Below are 15950 nucleotides of genomic sequence, written 5' to 3' on the forward strand. Positions count from 1 at the left end.
CCCGTTCACCCTGCGAAGAACTCGGCACCTCCCGCTTCCAAGACAGCTCGCCGAAAAATCTAGATCACTTCATTTGCGCGCGAAAGGGAAATCGAGCCTGCTGCGGTGTGGGATTTCACTCCGGCCTAGGTCGACTCAGGGTCAAAAAGCTCCCCTCTTCGGAACGACCGCTTCTGGTGCAAAGCGGACGGTTGGCAGGGCCTCTCGATCCGCTAGAGTGTCTCGCAACGGATGAGTGGACGCGGTTGCGTCGTCTGCTGCAAGAAGATGCGAGGGAGAAGCATGGGTCGGAAGATCGCGATCGTCGGAGCGGGCGCCGTCGGCGGCTATGCCGGTGCCCATATGGTGCAGGCGGGCGAGGAGGTCACGTTCATCGATCCCTGGCCCGAGCATGTCGAGCACATGAGAAAGCACGGCCTGCGCGTCACCCATGCCATGGATGTTGCGGAGTTCTCGGTTCCGGTGCGCGCGCTCCACGTCACGGACGCGCAGCAACTCGCCAAGGAGCAGCCGGTCGAAATCGCCTTCGTCTGCATGAAATCCTACGACACGGCCTGGGCCACCATGCTGATCCAGCAATATCTGGCGCCGGACGGCTACGCCGTGTCGCTGCAGAACTGCATGAACGAGGAGACGATTGCCGGCATTGTCGGCTGGGGCAAGACGCTGGGTTGCATTGCCAGCAGCATCACGGTGAACCTCCCAGAGCCCGGCCACATCCACCGCGGCGCCGGCAAGGGCGGGGCGGCGCACACGGTGTTTCGCGCCGGCGAAGTGCATGGCCGCATCACGCCGCGAGCGGAAGAGGTCTGCCGCCTGGTCGCCTACTCCGACAGCGCCAAGGTGACAGAGAACCTCTGGGGCGAGCGCTGGTCGAAACTGGTCGCCAACGTCATGGGCAACGGGCTCTCCGCCTGCACCGGCCTGCCGGGCGCAGACATCCTGCAAAGCGAGCCGCTTCGCCGTTTCTCCGCGCGGCTCGGCAGCGAAGCGATCCGCGTCGGACAGGCGCAGGGCTATCAACTGGAAGAGATTCTGCATCTGCCGCCGGAGACGATCGCGCGCGCCGGCGAGGGCGACGAGGCGGCGATGCGTGTCTGTGACGAGCAGCGCTTCAAGGATGCCAAGCGCACCTCTTCGCAACAGCGCCCCTCGATGGGCCAGGACATGCAGAAGGGCCGGCGCACCGAGATCGAATTCCTCAATGGGCTCGTGGTGCGCGAGGGCGAGAAGATCGGCCTGCCGTGCACCGCAAATGCGGCGCTGACGGATATCGTCAAGCGCGTGGAGCGAGGCGAGCTGAGCCCGGATCCGCGGCACATCACGGAACTGCGGTTGAACTGAGCTGGGAAATCGCCATGGGGATAAAAAGCCATACTGCTACGCCCACGGCAGCTCGTGCTCTCGGACTCTGCACGGTCGCATCGCTGGTCGCGGCCGTCATCGGCAATCTCGGCTTCATGTCGCCTGCAATGGGTGAGCCGGCCGCACTCACGAAGAAGCAATCGGATGCGCTCGATACATACAATAATTCACGAAGGCAGTTTGAGGCGATCCTGAGCCAGCGGCGCGCGCAGATCAATTCGAAGCAACCGCTGCCGAACCTGCCGGGACAGGCGCTCTACCTCGCCCGCAACAATATGATGAGCGCATACAAGGACCTCACCGATGCTCTTCCGTCCAGAATAGGCGGGCCTAATAAATACGGAATCCCTCCGGCGTATTTTAGCGCCGATAATGAACCCCTGCTCGACGAATACAGGAGGCTGTTCGACCTCATGCAGGCGCCGCCCGCCAACGCGCAGAAGTCGGATACGCCATTCAAGGACGTTGTCGATCTGGGCACGGCCATTGCGCGCGCCAGGGGCCTTGATGCGGCCAATGCCGAAGCGGCAGGCCGCATCAGCCTGGGACTGTTCTTTGCCGAGACAAATGGCAATCAAAACATCGGGAATGCGCGCTCGAACAAATACAAGGGCAGTTTGCAGACCGGCATACCCGAAGATCAAAATGGTCGAAGGAGGTGGGCGGCGATCAAGAAGTCGATTGCAGCCTTCGATCCTGCACTGAACGATCGCGACGACAGGGAAGAGGCGCGGGTCGGCAATCAGGATCATCGGTTCAACCACTGGACCGCCGTGCGCGATGGCCTGATGAACGCACACGCGGATATTTTTCCGCAAGTACCGGCGATCGTGAAAACACTGCCGGATCCCACCGATCAGATGAAGCTCTTTGAACTCATCCAGATTATTCCCAGCCCGACCAGGTCCGCACTCGGCTCACGCAACCTGACCGGCTACAGAATTTCCGACCCGAAGATCATGGCATATCTGCGAAACAACAGCATTTTCACCTTTGGGCAAGCCGACAGGGCCAAAACATCTGCAACCTTCCGCGAAATTCTTGATGCGATGTGGCTCTTCAACGACAAGTTTGAACGAGCGCTTTCCAAATTCGACGAGATCAAGGCGCAGTCAAAAGGTTGAAGTCGGCAGGTCGGGACCGAATGCGAGATGGCGCCGCCGCCCCGCCGTCAGAGCGGACCGAGCATGGCCCATCGGGGCTCGCAGAATTCCTTCACGGCCGCCGTGACACCGCTGCTGATGATTTCCCGGCGCTCAGGCGAATTCATCTTGAGCTCTTCGTCCCGGTTGATGATTGAGCCTGCCTCCAGCAGGACGGCGGGCATCTGGGTCTTTCTCAGCACGATGAGCTCATCGTAGCGATAGACGCCGGTTTCCTTGTTGAGCAGCGGACGCTGGTGCCGGCCCATGATGGGCTGGGAATATTGCTTGGCGTAATCAAGGCCCTGGGCCTTCATCTCCTTGCCGATCAGTTCGGCGAACGAGAGGCTCGTCTTGAAGTCCGGATTGTTGCGGGAGACGAAGACGGAATAGCCGCTGAAGCGGTCGCTGAAATGGCTTTTCTTTCCCTCGAATTCCCAGTCCTCGAGGAATTTGTTGGGCACGGAGTCATGGTGGATCGACAGGAAGAGATCGGCGCGCAGATCGTTGGCGGCGGCGACGCGTTTGAAGAGGCTGCGCCTGGCCTTGCCTTCGGTCAGCAGCAATCTGGTCTCGGTAAAGCCTTCGGCCTTCAGCTTCTGCTCGATCAGCTTCGCAAGGCGCAGATTGAAGACAAACTCGGAGACGTTGCGGGCGCTGATTGCGCCTTCTGATTCGGCGGTATGCCCCACGTCCAGAACGATCCGGAGCTTCGAGGGATCGCACGCGGCTGCGACCGGTTTCAAAGCGGCAGGGGGCAAGGCGACGGGCCCCAGCGCGGCAAGTTTCACGTTGCGGCGCTTTGGCGAGGCGGCAGGCTTCGCCGAAGTGACAGGCTTGCGTGAAGCGACGTGCTTTGGCGATTTGGCTTGCTTTGGCGATTTGGCTTGCTTTGGCGATTTGGCTTGTTTGGCCGATTTGGCTTGCTTTGACGGGCCTTTGAAGAGGTCAGACAGCCAGCCGGCATCGCTGACCTCGATCGGCAGAAGCACCATTGCGGCCATCGCGGCGATGATGGTGCGGCGGCGGGGCCAAGATCCCGAAGCGATACTGCCGAGAACACAAATGAACTCGCGACGCTTCATGCTCGCCCCTCCCCGAAAGGCCATTATAGCAGCTCAGATCGCTATACCGGAAGGGGTCGGTGACATGGGCTGCGGGTTCCTCCGGGCACCGGCGTTCCCTGCGCCCTCTGCTTTTCATGGCGGAAGAGTTTGCGGCACAGCTCGGGCGCATCATGTCGCGAGATGGATGTCGTACTCAGCCGCGCCGTACTGGATACCCCGCATGCGCGGGGTATGACGGTCTGTGGGCGGGCGCCGTCCAGTTCATCGGCGAAGCCCGGCAATTGAACTGTTTCATTGAACGGGTGTCCCAACCACCTGATCTGACTTCCCTTTTCAAGGTCATTCCACATCGCGGGAAACAAATTCGAGTTCGTTGAGATCGCTGATGGCAGCCGTGATGATCGCATCAGAGCAACACGGTCAAGCGAGGTTCGAAATGGCAAGGATGCGCGCAATTGATGCGGCCGTACGGATCCTGGAAAAGGAAGGCGTCACCATCGCCTTCGGCGTACCGGGTGCGGCGATCAATCCGCTTTACTCCGCGCTAAAGAAGCGCGGTTCGATCGGCCACATCCTGGCGCGCCATGTCGAGGGCGCTTCCCACATGGCCGAGGGCTATACCCGCGCCAAGGCCGGCAATATCGGCGTCTGCATAGGCACGTCAGGTCCGGCCGGCACCGACATGATCACGGGGCTCTATTCGGCGATCGCGGACTCGATCCCGATCCTCTGCATCACCGGGCAGGCGCCGCGCGCGCGGCTCTACAAGGAAGATTTTCAGGCCATCGACATCGAATCCATCGCAAAACCCGTGACGAAATGGGCGGTCACCGTGCGCGAGCCGGCATTGGTGCCGCGCGTGTTCAGCCAGGCGTTCCACATCATGCGTTCGGGCCGCCCGGGTCCGGTCCTGATCGACCTGCCGCTCGACGTGCAACTTGCTGAAATCGAATTTGACGACGAGACCTATGAGCCGCTGCCGGTCTACAAGCCTGCGGCGACCCGCAAGCAGATCGAGAAAGCGCTTGAGATGCTCAACGCCGCGGAGCGGCCGCTGATCGTCGCGGGCGGCGGCGTGATCAACGCCGATGCGTCCGAGCTGCTGGTGCAGTTCGCCGAAACCGTCAGCGTGCCGGTGGTGCCGACGCTGATGGGGTGGGGGGCCATTCCCGACGACCACGTGCTGATGGCCGGCATGGTCGGACTGCAGACCAGCCACCGCTACGGCAACGCGACCATGCTACAATCCGACTTCGTGCTCGGCATCGGCAACCGCTGGGCCAACCGGCACACCGGTTCGATCGAGACCTACACCAAGGGCCGGACGTTTGTGCACGTCGATATCGAGCCGACGCAAATCGGGCGCGTCTTCAATCCTGATTTCGGCATCGTGTCCGACGCCAAGGCGGCGCTGGAATTGTTCGTCGCGGTCGCCAAGGAGTGGCGCAAGGCCGGCAAGCTGCGCGAGCGGCAGGCGTGGCCGGCGGGGTGCCAGGACCGCAAGCGCTCGATGCTGCGCAAGAGTCATTTCGACGACATGCCGATCAAACCGCAGCGTGTTTACGAGGAGATGAACAGGGCATTCGGGCGCGACACCTGCTATGTCAGCGTGATCGGACTGTCGCAGATCGCCGGCGCGCAGTTTCTGGGTGTCTACGGTCCGCGCAACTGGATCAATGCAGGGCAGGCCGGTCCGCTCGGCTGGACACTGCCGGCGGCGCTCGGCGTGCGCGCGGCCGATCCGAGCCGCGAGATCGTCGCGGTGTCGGGCGATTATGATTTCCAGTTCCTGATCGAGGAGCTAGCGGTAGGCGCCCAGTTCAAGCTGCCCTATCTCCACGTCGTCGTGAACAACTCCTATCTCGGGCTGATCCGCCAGGCGCAGCGCGGCTTCGACATGGACTACCATGTCCAGCTTTCGTTCGAGAACATCAACGCGCCCGAGCTCGGGGTCTATGGCGTGGACCACGTCGCGGTGGCCGAAGGACTGGGCTGCAAGGCGATCCGCGTCACCGATCCGAACCACGCGCAGGAAGCCTTCGCGACGGCGCGCGAATGGATGGCGGAATTCAAGGTGCCCGTCGTCGTCGAGTTCATTCTCGAGCGGGTCACCAATATCTCGATGGGCACCGAGATCGACAACGTCATCGAGTTCGAGGAAGTGCTGGATCTGCCGCTGGACGACACCCCCGCAAGACCGACTGTGCCGCAATCCGGCAAGCTGCTGCCGGCGTAGTTCTAGTGCGCTCAACCCCCTCATCCTGAGGAGCCCGCAGAGCGGGCGTCTCGAAGGATGTAGGCCACAGACGGGGCCTCATGGTTCGAGACGCGCTTCGCGCTCCTCACCATGAGGGACTTATGACGCAGTAAGGCTAGTTTAACGCGAGGAGAGTAGATCGTGCCGAAATTTGCCGCCAATCTCACCATGCTGTTCGGCGAGCAGCCGTTCCTCGATCGCTTCGCCGCCGCCAAGGCTGCCGGCTTCAGCGGGGTGGAATATCTGTTTCCCTATGATTTCGACAAGGCCGAGCTGCGCGAGCAATTGCACCAGCACGGCCTGACCCAAGTGCTGCACAACCTTCCCGCGGGCAACTGGGGAGCCGGCGAGCGAGGCATCGCCATCCTGCCCGACAGAGTGGAAGAGTTTCGCGATGGTGTCGCGCGCGCCATCGACTATGCCAAGGCGCTCGATTGCCGGCAGTTGAACTGTCTGGTCGGCATCGCGCCCAATGGCGCTGACGCGGTCGACCTGAACGAGGTGCTGGTGGGAAATCTGCGTTTCGCAGCGGAGAAGCTCGCCAGAGAGGGGATCAAGCTTCTGATCGAGCCGATCAATACGATCGATATTCCTGGATTCTTTCTGAACAAAACCGAACAGGCGCTCAAGATCATCGCCGACGTACGCTCGAGCAATTTGTTCGTGCAGTACGATATCTACCACATGCAGGTGATGGAAGGCGACATTGCGCGCACCTTGCAAAGGCACCTGCCGCGCATCGCTCATGTTCAGCTTGCCGATAATCCCGGCCGCAATGAGCCGGGTACGGGCGAGATCAACTATCCCTTCCTGTTCCGGCATCTCGACGCTATTAGTTATCGCGGCTGGATCGGGTGCGAATACAAGCCGAGGACGACGACGGTCGAGGGCCTCGGTTGGCACGCAGCGCTGACGGCCGATACCTGACCAAGAACCAAGAAAAGACAAAGGGGAGTTTGAAATGATCGATATCGGCTTTATTGGCCTCGGCACCATGGGGCGCCCGATGGCGGGCCATCTCCAGGCCGCCGGTCATCGCCTGTTCCTGCACGATGTCGGGCCAATTGCGCCAGACCTGGTCGCCGCGGGCGGCGTAGTCTGCAAGTCGGGCAAGGAAGTTGCGGAGCGGGCCGACGTGATGATCGTCATGGTGCCTGATACGCCGCATGTGGAAGCCGTCCTGTTCGGGCCGGACGGCGTCGCGGCCGGGCTGTCGAAAGGAAAGATCGTCGTCGACATGAGTTCGATCTCGCCGCTCGCCACCAAGGAGTTTGCCAAGAAGATCGAGGCGCTCGGCGCCGACTATCTCGATGCGCCCGTCTCTGGTGGCGAAGTCGGGGCCAAGGCGGCGAGCCTCACCATCATGGTCGGTGGGCCGGAGCGCGCGTTCAACGCCATGAAGCCGGTGTTCGACAAGATGGGCAAGAACGTCACGCTGGTGGGCGCCAACGGCGACGGGCAGACGACCAAGGTCGCCAACCAGATCATCGTGGCGCTGACGATCGAGGCGGTCGGCGAAGCGCTGCTGTTTGCGTCGAAGGCCGGCGCGGATCCGGCGCTGGTGCGGAAAGCGCTGATGGGCGGCTTCGCTTCGTCGCGAATTCTCGAAGTGCACGGCGAGCGCATGGTGAAGCGCAATTTCGAGCCGGGCTTCCGCATCGAGCTGCACCAGAAGGATCTCAACCTGGCGCTGGAGGGCGCGCGTGCGCTCGGCATTTCCTTGCCGAGCACGGCAGTCGCTCAGCAATTGTTCTCATCCTGCACCGCTCATGGCGGCAAGGCGTGGGACCATTCGGGCATGGTGCGCGCGCTGGAAATGATGGCAAGCCACGAGATCGCTACAGCTTGATTTCTTAGTAGCTCCCTGTGACTGGAACCGCGTCGAAATTTCGGCGGGGCCCTTTTTGCGTCCACATTGGAACCGGAACCTCCCACGCTTCCAGTGGTTGAGCCACATCGTCAATTCACTGGAGAGTGCAATGAATAATCGTTTGGCTGTTTCACTGATTGCAGCTTCGTTGCTGACCTCGGGCGCGGCATTCGCTCAATCGACGACCGCGCAAGGTGCAGCGGACGGCGCTGCCGCGGGCGCCGAAGTCGGCGGCCCGGTTGGCGCAATTGTTGGCGGCACCGTGGGGGCCGCAATGGGCGCAGCCGTGGAAATTCCGAACGCCGTGATCAATTCGATTCCGCGCGATCGCTCTGTCGTGGTTCGTGAAGAGGTGATGGTGGGCGAGCCGCTGCCGCCGACCGTCACACTGCGTACGGTGCCGCGGCACACCGAATACCGTTATGCGGTCATCAATGATCGCCGTGTGATCGTGGAGCCGCGCACGCGCAGGGTCGTCAGAATCCTCGACTGACGCGCACAGTCGCCAAGCCATCCTCGCGGGTGATCCCCGCGAGGAATTTTTTATGGGTTACGGCAGCGATCGCTGCGCTCGCCTGAGCTTCCAGTCGAGCGCCGCGGCTATCACAAGGCCGAGAGACGCTGCGAGCGCGTCGACCACGAAATCTGACATCCGCGCGTGCCGGCCGGGCGCCCAGAACTGCAAGACTTCGATCAGACCGGTGAAGACAATGACAAAGGTCGCTGTAAGCGAACGGTTTCGCGTGTGGGCCAGCCCGAAGGCGAGCCCCAGTAGCACAAAGGCCAGCGCGTGCTCGCCGTTCTGCCCCAGATTCAAGTGGGGTCGTCGTTCCGCTGGCCCGACGGTCGCGAAGGCAATGGCGGCGGCGAGGCCCCAGGCGAATAGTCGAAGGATGATCGTCATGGGGCCGGCATAGCACAAATTCCGCGCCGGAAGTCCATGCGCGCGAAGCGCCAATGCCTGTGGTTAATTTGCCGAGCGCGTCATTCCGGGGCGCCCGAAGGGCGAACCCGGAATCGCGAGATTCCGGGTTCGATGCTTCGCATCGCCCCGGAATGACGGCTGGCGGTTCAGAGCGGCTCCCGTACGCCCATACCGTGCATGAAGCGCTCCCGGATCTGTACGGGATCGCGGCGGGTGGTGCCTGTGCCCGGCTTGTCGTCGATACGCACGCCGATCAGCGTCGGGCCTGCGGCCAGCATGGACTCCTCGACCAGGCGCTCGAAATCGTCTTCATCCGCCGCCCAACTGCTGTTGCTAAGCCCGCTCGCCACTGCGATCGCGACGATATCGGCAACGGCGGCAGCCGGCGTCGGTTGCGCGCCGGTGATCTGGTAGATGCCGTTGTCCATCACCACCATGGTGAGGTTCTTCGGCGCCAGCGACGCAATCGTCGTCAGCGAGCCCAGTTGCATCAACAGCGAGCCGTCGCCCTCGAGCGCAAAGACGCGTCGATCCGGTTGCGCCAGCGCCACGCCGAGCGCGATTGGAAAGGCGAGGCCCATGCTGCCGAGCATGTAGAAATTCTGCGGCCGGTGGCCGGCGGCCCACAGGTCGAAATTGGTATTGCCGATGCCGCCGATCACGGCTTCCTCGTTCTTCAACTTCGCGATCAGCCGCGAGGTCAGATCGAAGCGATTCATGAGCTTGGTATTGCGGGCCGGGTTGTCGTTGGCGCTGTTCATGAGATCGCTCACTTGTCGAAGACCTTGCCGCCGGTGAGCAGCGGCGAGAGGATCAGCGCCACCGGCGCCTGGGTCGTGATGGCCTGCTTGATGGAGCGGTCGACGATGAACTCGAATTCGTCGAGCCGGGTCGCGGTATGGTGCTCCATCGCGAGCGAATCCAGCACCGGCCGCATGGTGCGGCAGACCAGCGACTGCCCATAGTTGAATTCGCCGAGCGTGCCGCGCTCGGAGACGAACATGATCAGCGGAATCTGATAGGGGATTGCCAATGACGCCAGCACGTTCGCAAGCGTGGCGAACCCCGACGTCTGCATCAGCACCGCGCCGCGCATGCCGCCCATCCAGGCGCCGGAGACGATCCCGACCGCTTCCTCCTCGCGCGCCGCTGGAAAGGTCGTGAAAAAGGGGTCGGCGTGCAGGTTCCTGATCAGCGTCGTCAGGACGCGATCGGGCACGTAAGGGACCAGGCGGACTTCGTTACGCTTGAGCGTCTGCAGCACCACGCCGTGCCAGCTCATTTCGGAAGTGCTCCTCTCGGAAGTCCCTGGCGAGTTTTTCTCCTCTGCAACCGCCATTTCGGTCTCCCTTTGTCCGCGACGATTATTCGTCGGCTTTCATTCTTGGAGCGGCGAAACTTGACGTCATCGGCGAGATTGTCAACATGTTCCGATCGTATCCTGCTCTGCGCCGCGCGCCGCTACAGCCGGGATGGGACGATGTGAGATAGCAAGAAAAGATACCGGGAGGGGCAATGGCTGGATATATCCGAAATGCTGCCCAATGCGGCGGCGCTGGCCGCGGCCGCTGCGCCGCGGGCACTTCCGCTGAGACCTGTCACCTGATCATGGCCGCCAGCGGCCATCCCGCCCAACCAGTCAAGCCTTACGATCTTCCGAACTGAAAGTTGCCAAGGAAATGACCGTCAACAACAAGCGCGTGTTCTACGTCAAATATCTCGCCCACGAGATCTATATCGATATTTTGAAAGCGCGCGCCGATGTGCGGCTCGACCGGCTGGAGAACGAAAGCCCCGATACGATTGCAGCGCCGATATTGTCGGCGGCGCATGCCTATCAGGTCGGTGCAGCGCGTGACGAGATCGCCGGGCATTTCCATGTCAACAAGGACCTGTTGCAGCGGGCGCCGAACCTCCTGATCGTGTCCTCGAACGGCGCGGGCTTCGATCCCGTGGACGTCGATGCCTGCACGGCGGCCGGCGTGCTCGTCGTCAATCAATCCGGCGGCAACGCCAATTCGGTCGCGGAGCATGCATTGGGGATGATGCTGACGCTGTCCAAGCGCATCCTCGAATCCGACCGCGCGCTGCGCCGCGAGGCCAATGTCAATCGTAATGCGCTGATCGGCAATGAGGTTCAGGGCAAGACTGTCGGTATCGTCGGCATCGGCAATGTCGGCCGCCGTATCGCCGAGCTCTGCAACGGCTTGCTGCATATGAAGGTGATCGCCTACGATCCTTATCTGACGGCGGAAGAAATCGCCGCCCGCGGTGGCGAAAAGGTTGAACTTCACGATCTGATGCGCCGCTCGGACTTCGTCTCGATCTCCTGTCCCTTGACCAAGGACAATCGTCGCATGATCGGCGCCCGCGAATTCGCGCTGATGCAGCCGCATGCATTTTTCATCACGACCGCGCGCGGCTTCATTCACGATGAGGTCGCCCTGTACGAGGCGTTGCGCGACAAGCGGATTGCGGGGGCCGGACTCGACGTCTGGGACAAGGAGCCGCCGCCGCCGGAGCATCCGCTGCTGCAGTTCGACAATGTGCTGGCCAGCCCGCATACGGCCGGCGTGACGAAGGAGGCGCGGGTGAATATGGGCAGGATCGCCGCCGAGCAGATCCTCGATGCGCTCGACGGCAAGCGCCCGCCACGCATCGTCAATCCCGAAGTGTGGCCGGCTTACGTGAAGCGCTTCGAGCGCGCGTTTGGATTTGCGCCGAAATAGGCCATCATCTCCGCGAGGGACAATCCCATGATGGCCGAGCCGGCAGATCGTTTTTATGAATCCCAGGGGCTGCGATTGCACTATGTCGACTGGGGCAACGAAATCGCGCCGCCTTTGATGCTGGTCCATGGCGGGCTCGACCATTGCCGAAACTGGGATGCGATCGCGCGGGAATTGCAGCCGCATTTCCATATCATGGCCCCGGATCTGCGCGGCCATGGCGATTCCGAATGGGCGAAAGGAAGCAGCTACAGTCTGACCGATAATGTCTACGACCTTACCCGGCTGATGCGTTTCGCAGGGCTGCAGGATGCCGCGATCGTAGGCCATTCGATGGGAGGCATGGTCGCGCTAGCCTATGCCGGTACCTATCCGGAGAAGGTATCGCGCCTCGTCGTGCTCGATGGTGCTTTCCTGTCGGGCTCGCAACCTGCGCCGATCGCCGAACAGATGTCGCGCTGGATCGACCAGCTCGACCGTATCTCGGAGTATCAACCGAGCGCTTTCCGAACGATCGACGAGGCGGCGCGGCGGCTTTCGGCTCGCAACAAGCGACTGACGCCAGCGCTGGCGCTTCATCTTGCCCGCCACGGCGTCCGTCAGGGCTCCGATGGTCTCTACCGCTGGAAGTTCGACCATTATCAGCGGGCGAGGGCGCCGTACCGGCTATCGGTGGATGACTATGCCGCCCTGTGGTCGCGGATTACTTGTCCAACGCTTTTGATGTGGGGCGATGAAAGCTTTCTGCCCGATCCCGAAGCCGCGGGCCTGCTCGCGCATTTCAAGGGGGCCGAACTGCAGAAGATAGCGGGCGCCGGACACTGGCTCCATCATGACCGGCTCGATGTGGTCCTCGCATCGCTGCGGCGGTTTCTCGATGCGCCGCAGCCTGCTCAAGCACGGTGATCTCCGACGGGAGGTCAGCGCCCAGACGCTGGCGGTCGACTCGGCATTACCGGGCTTTGAAGGTCAGAATCCGGGGAGAAAATCTCGTTCGCCGCGGGGGCGATGGCGGCAATAAATCCACTGCCGATTGGCCTGCCGGCGAAGCGCGCATTGCTATTTTCTCTGACATCTCGACTACTTAGCCGGGTAAGACCATCTTTCCTGTGCGCCTTTGCCCCCGGCGCACATGGAAGACGAAGAGATGCGACAGGTTCGTTCATTGCTGCGTAACGCCCCGTCCCGGATCGGACGTCGGCTGGCCCAGATTGTCGCCATTGCCGCCGCCAGCCTGCCGGTCGCCGGCGCTTAAGGCGCGCGTCCTTTACCCCTCCGCCATCAAGCTTAATTCTGCAGTGCCTGATCGAGGCGCTCGACGAGCAGATCGGCATGTTCCGTCCGGAACACCAGAGGTGGCCGGATCTTGAGCACATTGCCGTGTGGGCCGGCCGAACTGATCAGCACGCGCCGTTCGCGCAACAGGTTCACGATCCGCGCGGCCTCTGCTGTGGCCGGCGCGCCCGTTGGTCCACCGCGCCGCAGCTCGACGCCGACGAACAGGCCGGCGCCGCGCACCTCAGTGATCAACGCGTGCCGTGCCTGCAACTCCCTGAGCAGCTTGATCAGATAAGCGCCGGTGTGTTGCGCGTTCTTCATCAGCCCTTCGTCCTCGATCACGTCGAGAACTGCAATCCCGGCGGCGGCAGAAACCGGATTGCCGCCGAAGGTGTTGAAGTAGCGCGACCGTCGGCCGAACTCCGCCAGCAATTCCGGCCTTGCCGCCATGCCGGCAACCGGATGGCCATTGCCCATCGGCTTGCCCATGGTGATGAGATCAGGCAGGAGGCCATGGCGGGCAAACTCCCACATCTCTCCGCCGCAGCGGCCGAAACCGGGCTGCACTTCGTCGGCGATGAACAGCGCGCCGTCTGCCCGGACGGCTTCGACCGCCGGCCGCAAAAAGCCGGGGGGATCGGCGAATACGCCATCGCTGGAGAAAATGGTATCGACCAGAAGGGCCGCCGGACGGATGCCGCTCTTCTTCATATCGGCCAATGCGTCGCGGACGTGACCGGCAAAGATTTCGCCGGCGTTTGCGGCCGAAACCGGCGCCGGCACCAGTCGCACGTGGCTACCTTCCGGAAGCGGCAGCCCGAGCGAAGGAGACAGTTCAGTCAGCGCGCTGGTGACGCCGTGATAGGCGTTTGCCGTGACGATGAAGCCGGTGCCGCCGGTGCAGGTTCGCGCGACGCGCAAGGCGAGATCGTTGGCCTCGCTGCCGGTGCAGGTGAACATGACGTGACCGATCTGGGGCGGAAACGTTGCGAGCAGTTTTTCCGCGTAGTCGAGCACGGTCTCATGCAGGTAGCGCGTATGCGTGTTGAGTAGGGCGGCCTGCCGCGCAATCGCCTGCACGACGTGCGGGTGGCAGTGCCCGACGGACGCGACGTTGTTGTAGGCGTCCAGATAGCGATGACCGGCGGCGTCATGCAGCCAGACGCCTTCGCCGCGGACGAACTGGACCGGCTGGTCGTAGAACAGCCGGTATGCCGGCCCGAGAAGCCGGCTTCGCCGCGCGATCACGTCTTGTGTCGAAATATGCTCATCGGCAACAGACATCTCTACTCCACATCGCACGCGCGTTGGATTTGGAGCCTGGCCTGGTCCCGCGACAGTTTCGCCATGCGCTGCAGCCGCGCCCAAGCGGCAGGATTGTTGCGCAGAATGTAATTCCGGTTAGCAGGATAACGGGCGGCTCGCCAACTGCTGATCACGACCGTCATGGCCATGCGCGTGGCGATCAGGTCGAACAGCACGCCAAATTCGGCCGGTTCGAGCGGCAGCACGGCATGGTAGGCCGCGATCACCTCGCAGGCCGGAGCAAGCGGATCGTCGTTGTCGGCAACCTGATACGCTGCCGTGATCGCAAGGTCGTTGACCCGCGCCGTGCAGGTGAGGTCGCCGAAATCGATGATCCCGGCAACGCCGGCATGGGTTTCGGGATCGACGACAACGTTATGCGGGTTCAGGTCGTTATGGACCGGCTGGTTCGGCAACTGCGGAAGTATCGGCAGTGTGTAGCGTTCGAAGCTGCCGAGAACGTCCTCCACCAGACCGCGCCGCTCGTCCGGGACGGCGTCAATCAGCGGCCGCAGTTCGGCGGCGTGCTGAAGGTCCCAAAGCAATTTATGATTGGCGCCGCAATGGCTGAAATCGGAAAGCCCACGCGCGAGCCTTGCGGCGCAGCGGCCGAGATCGCGCCGCAGCGCCGTCGCCCCTGCGACGGCATGCATTGGGGTTCCCGCGAGATACGACAACAGGCGCACGACGCGCGTCGAGCCGTCGGCGAACGCAATATCAAGCTCCGTCATGCCGTTCCGCGCCGGAAAGATGCGCGGGACCGGCAGGCCAGGATCTGCGGCTGCGAGGTGGAGCAGGGCCTCCGTCTGCAGGTTGGTCACAGCGCGGTCTTCCGCAGGGCTGGCAATCTTCAGGACATATTCGCGGCCGCTCAGCGAGCGCAGCCGAAAGTTTTGATCGCGCTCGCTGTCGAGCCGGTGCACGGCTGATATCAGGCCGTAGTGCTCGGCCGCCAGTCTTTGCGCCAGCGCTTCCGGGACGGCGGATGCGGCGCGCAGCGTGTCGATCGGGTGAGCGGCAATAGTCGCGAGCGACGAGTCCGGCACTGGAACATCCATTGCTGTCGCTCAGTAGCCGCGTTCGCGGTCGATGGAGTGCGGTGGGCGCCGGCCGGCTCGTATCGCTTCCGCAGTCGCGCGAAACGTCGCGCCGATCGCTTCCACGCTCACTTCGCAGGCATCATGCGGCGTGACGACAATGCGAGGGTGTCGCCAGAACGGATGCCGCGGCGCCAACGGTTCGGCCGCGAACACATCGAGCGCAGCGCCGGCAAGCTGGCCGCTTTCAAGTGCAGCGAGCAGGTCGGCTTCGACCAGATGCTCGCCGCGGCCGACCTGGATCAGGTAGCCGCCACGATACATTCGGGCGAATGTCCCTCGATTGAGAATGCCCCTTGTCTCCGGTGTCAGCGGCAGCAGGTTCACGAGAACCTCGGTCTGGCCGAGCATGGCATCGAGGCCTGCGGCGCCATCGAAGCCGCGCACACCTTGCGGCGTCGGTTTTGCGCTTCGGCTCCAGGCCATCACCGGGAAACCAAGCAAAGCGAGGTCAGCAGCAACCCTACGGCCGATCTCGCCAAAGCCCAAAATGCCGACCGGCACATCCTGCGCCCGGCGCTGGCCGAGACGCTGCCAGCGTTCCTCGCGCTGCTGTGCCTGATAGGCCGCAAAGCGCCGCTGATGCCCGATCACGTGCCAGGCGACAAACCCCGACATCATCTGCGCCTGCGCCGGGTCGACGACACGGATGACGTCGACTTCGGGGCGCAGGCTGGGACACGCCAAAATGTTGTCAACGCCAGCGCCGATCGAGCAGACCGCCTTCAGGTCGGGATAACGCTCGAAGGCGTCGTCTGGCGGATGCCAGGCCACTGCCAGGTGGATGTCGTCCGTCGCCGGCCCTTCGTGCGGATGATTGACGATCTCGATGCTTTCGGCGGCGCGCATGAATTGCGCGCCCAGATAGCCGCGAAGATCGAGGCTTTTGCTAACCAGGACGCAGCGCATTGTTCG

General features: G+C 62.7%; 15 protein-coding genes. 8 read left to right on the forward strand and 7 right to left on the reverse strand.

Going from position 1 to position 15950, the window contains the following annotated elements:
• Nucleotides 1–282: 282 nt before the first annotated feature.
• Together CP49_RS15490 and CP49_RS15495 are read left to right on the forward strand one after the other, a co-directional pair.
• Complete coding sequence (locus CP49_RS15490; protein ID WP_057851087.1) at nt 283–1344, forward strand: ketopantoate reductase family protein; 1062 nt, start codon at nt 283–285, stop codon at nt 1342–1344.
• A gap of 14 nt (nt 1345–1358) precedes the next feature.
• Nucleotides 1359–2489: a hypothetical protein gene (locus CP49_RS15495; protein WP_057851088.1), complete on the forward strand. Its 1131-nt coding sequence runs from the start codon at nt 1359–1361 to the stop codon at nt 2487–2489.
• Nucleotides 2490–2536: 47 nt separating this feature from the next.
• Here CP49_RS15495 and CP49_RS15500 read toward each other — a convergent pair whose 3' ends face one another.
• Nucleotides 2537–3592 carry an N-acetylmuramoyl-L-alanine amidase family protein gene (locus tag CP49_RS15500; protein WP_338060359.1) on the reverse strand — a complete coding sequence of 352 codons (1056 nt, stop codon included), beginning with the start codon at nt 3590–3592 and terminating at the stop codon, nt 2537–2539.
• Nucleotides 3593–4010: 418 nt separating this feature from the next.
• On the opposite strand from CP49_RS15500, the gene gcl reads away from it, so the two are divergent.
• The 4 genes from gcl to CP49_RS15520 all read left to right on the forward strand — a co-directional run bounded on the left by gcl (nt 4011) and on the right by CP49_RS15520 (nt 8194).
• The gene (gene gcl / locus CP49_RS15505; RefSeq protein WP_057851196.1) at nt 4011–5810 is read left to right on the forward strand and encodes a glyoxylate carboligase; all 1800 of its coding nucleotides are present in this window, start codon (nt 4011–4013) and stop codon (nt 5808–5810) included.
• 162 nt (nt 5811–5972) lie between these two features.
• Nucleotides 5973–6758 (forward strand): hydroxypyruvate isomerase, encoded by a 786-nt coding sequence (gene hyi / locus CP49_RS15510; protein WP_057851089.1) that lies wholly within the window; start codon nt 5973–5975, stop codon nt 6756–6758.
• A 34-nt stretch (nt 6759–6792) separates the two neighbouring features.
• Complete coding sequence (locus CP49_RS15515; protein WP_057851090.1) at nt 6793–7680, forward strand: 2-hydroxy-3-oxopropionate reductase; 888 nt, start codon at nt 6793–6795, stop codon at nt 7678–7680.
• 130 nt (nt 7681–7810) lie between these two features.
• On the forward strand, nt 7811–8194 hold the full coding sequence (locus CP49_RS15520) for a DUF1236 domain-containing protein (RefSeq protein WP_057851091.1): 384 nt from the start codon (nt 7811–7813) through the stop codon (nt 8192–8194).
• Between the two features lie 57 nt (nt 8195–8251).
• Here the strand turns inward: CP49_RS15520 and CP49_RS15525 are convergent, their stop codons facing one another.
• The 3 genes from CP49_RS15525 to CP49_RS15535 form a co-directional block, all read right to left on the reverse strand.
• On the reverse strand, nt 8252–8605 hold the full coding sequence (locus CP49_RS15525; protein WP_057851197.1) for a VanZ family protein: 354 nt from the start codon (nt 8603–8605) through the stop codon (nt 8252–8254).
• Between the two features lie 167 nt (nt 8606–8772).
• Entirely contained in the window at nt 8773–9387 is a 615-nt protein-coding gene (locus CP49_RS15530) for a thiamine pyrophosphate-dependent enzyme (protein ID WP_057851092.1), read from the reverse strand.
• Between the two features lie 8 nt (nt 9388–9395).
• The gene (locus CP49_RS15535) at nt 9396–9965 is read right to left on the reverse strand and encodes a thiamine pyrophosphate-binding protein (protein WP_057851093.1); all 570 of its coding nucleotides are present in this window, start codon (nt 9963–9965) and stop codon (nt 9396–9398) included.
• Nucleotides 9966–10305: 340 nt separating this feature from the next.
• Here CP49_RS15535 and CP49_RS15540 point away from each other — a divergent pair, with 340 nt between their 5' ends.
• Together CP49_RS15540 and CP49_RS15545 are read left to right on the forward strand one after the other, a co-directional pair.
• Nucleotides 10306–11355, forward strand: coding sequence for a hydroxyacid dehydrogenase (locus CP49_RS15540; RefSeq protein WP_057851094.1), 1050 nt, complete (start codon nt 10306–10308; stop codon nt 11353–11355).
• 27 nt (nt 11356–11382) lie between these two features.
• Nucleotides 11383–12261, forward strand: a complete 879-nt coding sequence (locus CP49_RS15545; protein ID WP_156438453.1) for an alpha/beta fold hydrolase — start codon at nt 11383–11385, stop codon at nt 12259–12261.
• Nucleotides 12262–12642: 381 nt separating this feature from the next.
• Here CP49_RS15545 and CP49_RS15550 read toward each other — a convergent pair whose 3' ends face one another.
• Genes CP49_RS15550 through CP49_RS15560 form a run of 3 tightly spaced genes read right to left on the reverse strand, consistent with a single transcriptional unit; the run spans nt 12643 to nt 15944 of the window.
• Entirely contained in the window at nt 12643–13917 is a 1275-nt protein-coding gene (locus CP49_RS15550; protein ID WP_057851095.1) for an aspartate aminotransferase family protein, read from the reverse strand.
• 2 nt (nt 13918–13919) lie between these two features.
• Complete coding sequence (locus tag CP49_RS15555; RefSeq protein WP_057851096.1) at nt 13920–14996, reverse strand: phosphotransferase; 1077 nt, start codon at nt 14994–14996, stop codon at nt 13920–13922.
• Nucleotides 14997–15005: 9 nt separating this feature from the next.
• Nucleotides 15006–15944 carry a 2-hydroxyacid dehydrogenase gene (locus CP49_RS15560; protein ID WP_057851097.1) on the reverse strand — a complete coding sequence of 313 codons (939 nt, stop codon included), beginning with the start codon at nt 15942–15944 and terminating at the stop codon, nt 15006–15008.
• Between the last annotated feature and the right edge of the window lie 6 nt (nt 15945–15950).

It is taken from the genome of Bradyrhizobium valentinum (assembly GCF_001440405.1).
GTDB lineage: Bacteria > Pseudomonadota > Alphaproteobacteria > Rhizobiales > Xanthobacteraceae > Bradyrhizobium > Bradyrhizobium valentinum.

Excerpts from the sequence above, each read along its gene's own strand:
- CP49_RS15490 (WP_057851087.1), top strand. The coding sequence starts at position 283 with ATGGGTCGGAAGATCGCGATCGTCGGAGCGGGCGCCGTCGGCGGCTAT.
- CP49_RS15495 (WP_057851088.1), top strand. The coding sequence starts at position 1,359 with ATGGGGATAAAAAGCCATACTGCTACGCCCACGGCAGCTCGTGCTCTC.
- CP49_RS15500 (WP_338060359.1), bottom strand. The coding sequence starts at position 3,592 with ATGAAGCGTCGCGAGTTCATTTGTGTTCTCGGCAGTATCGCTTCGGGA.
- gcl (WP_057851196.1), top strand. The coding sequence starts at position 4,011 with ATGGCAAGGATGCGCGCAATTGATGCGGCCGTACGGATCCTGGAAAAG.
- CP49_RS15515 (WP_057851090.1), top strand. The coding sequence starts at position 6,793 with ATGATCGATATCGGCTTTATTGGCCTCGGCACCATGGGGCGCCCGATG.
- CP49_RS15520 (WP_057851091.1), top strand. The coding sequence starts at position 7,811 with ATGAATAATCGTTTGGCTGTTTCACTGATTGCAGCTTCGTTGCTGACC.
- CP49_RS15525 (WP_057851197.1), bottom strand. The coding sequence starts at position 8,605 with ATGACGATCATCCTTCGACTATTCGCCTGGGGCCTCGCCGCCGCCATT.
- CP49_RS15530 (WP_057851092.1), bottom strand. The coding sequence starts at position 9,387 with ATGAACAGCGCCAACGACAACCCGGCCCGCAATACCAAGCTCATGAAT.
- CP49_RS15535 (WP_057851093.1), bottom strand. The coding sequence starts at position 9,965 with ATGGCGGTTGCAGAGGAGAAAAACTCGCCAGGGACTTCCGAGAGGAGC.
- CP49_RS15540 (WP_057851094.1), top strand. The coding sequence starts at position 10,306 with ATGACCGTCAACAACAAGCGCGTGTTCTACGTCAAATATCTCGCCCAC.
- CP49_RS15545 (WP_156438453.1), top strand. The coding sequence starts at position 11,383 with ATGATGGCCGAGCCGGCAGATCGTTTTTATGAATCCCAGGGGCTGCGA.
- CP49_RS15550 (WP_057851095.1), bottom strand. The coding sequence starts at position 13,917 with ATGTCTGTTGCCGATGAGCATATTTCGACACAAGACGTGATCGCGCGG.
- CP49_RS15555 (WP_057851096.1), bottom strand. The coding sequence starts at position 14,996 with ATGGATGTTCCAGTGCCGGACTCGTCGCTCGCGACTATTGCCGCTCAC.
- CP49_RS15560 (WP_057851097.1), bottom strand. The coding sequence starts at position 15,944 with ATGCGCTGCGTCCTGGTTAGCAAAAGCCTCGATCTTCGCGGCTATCTG.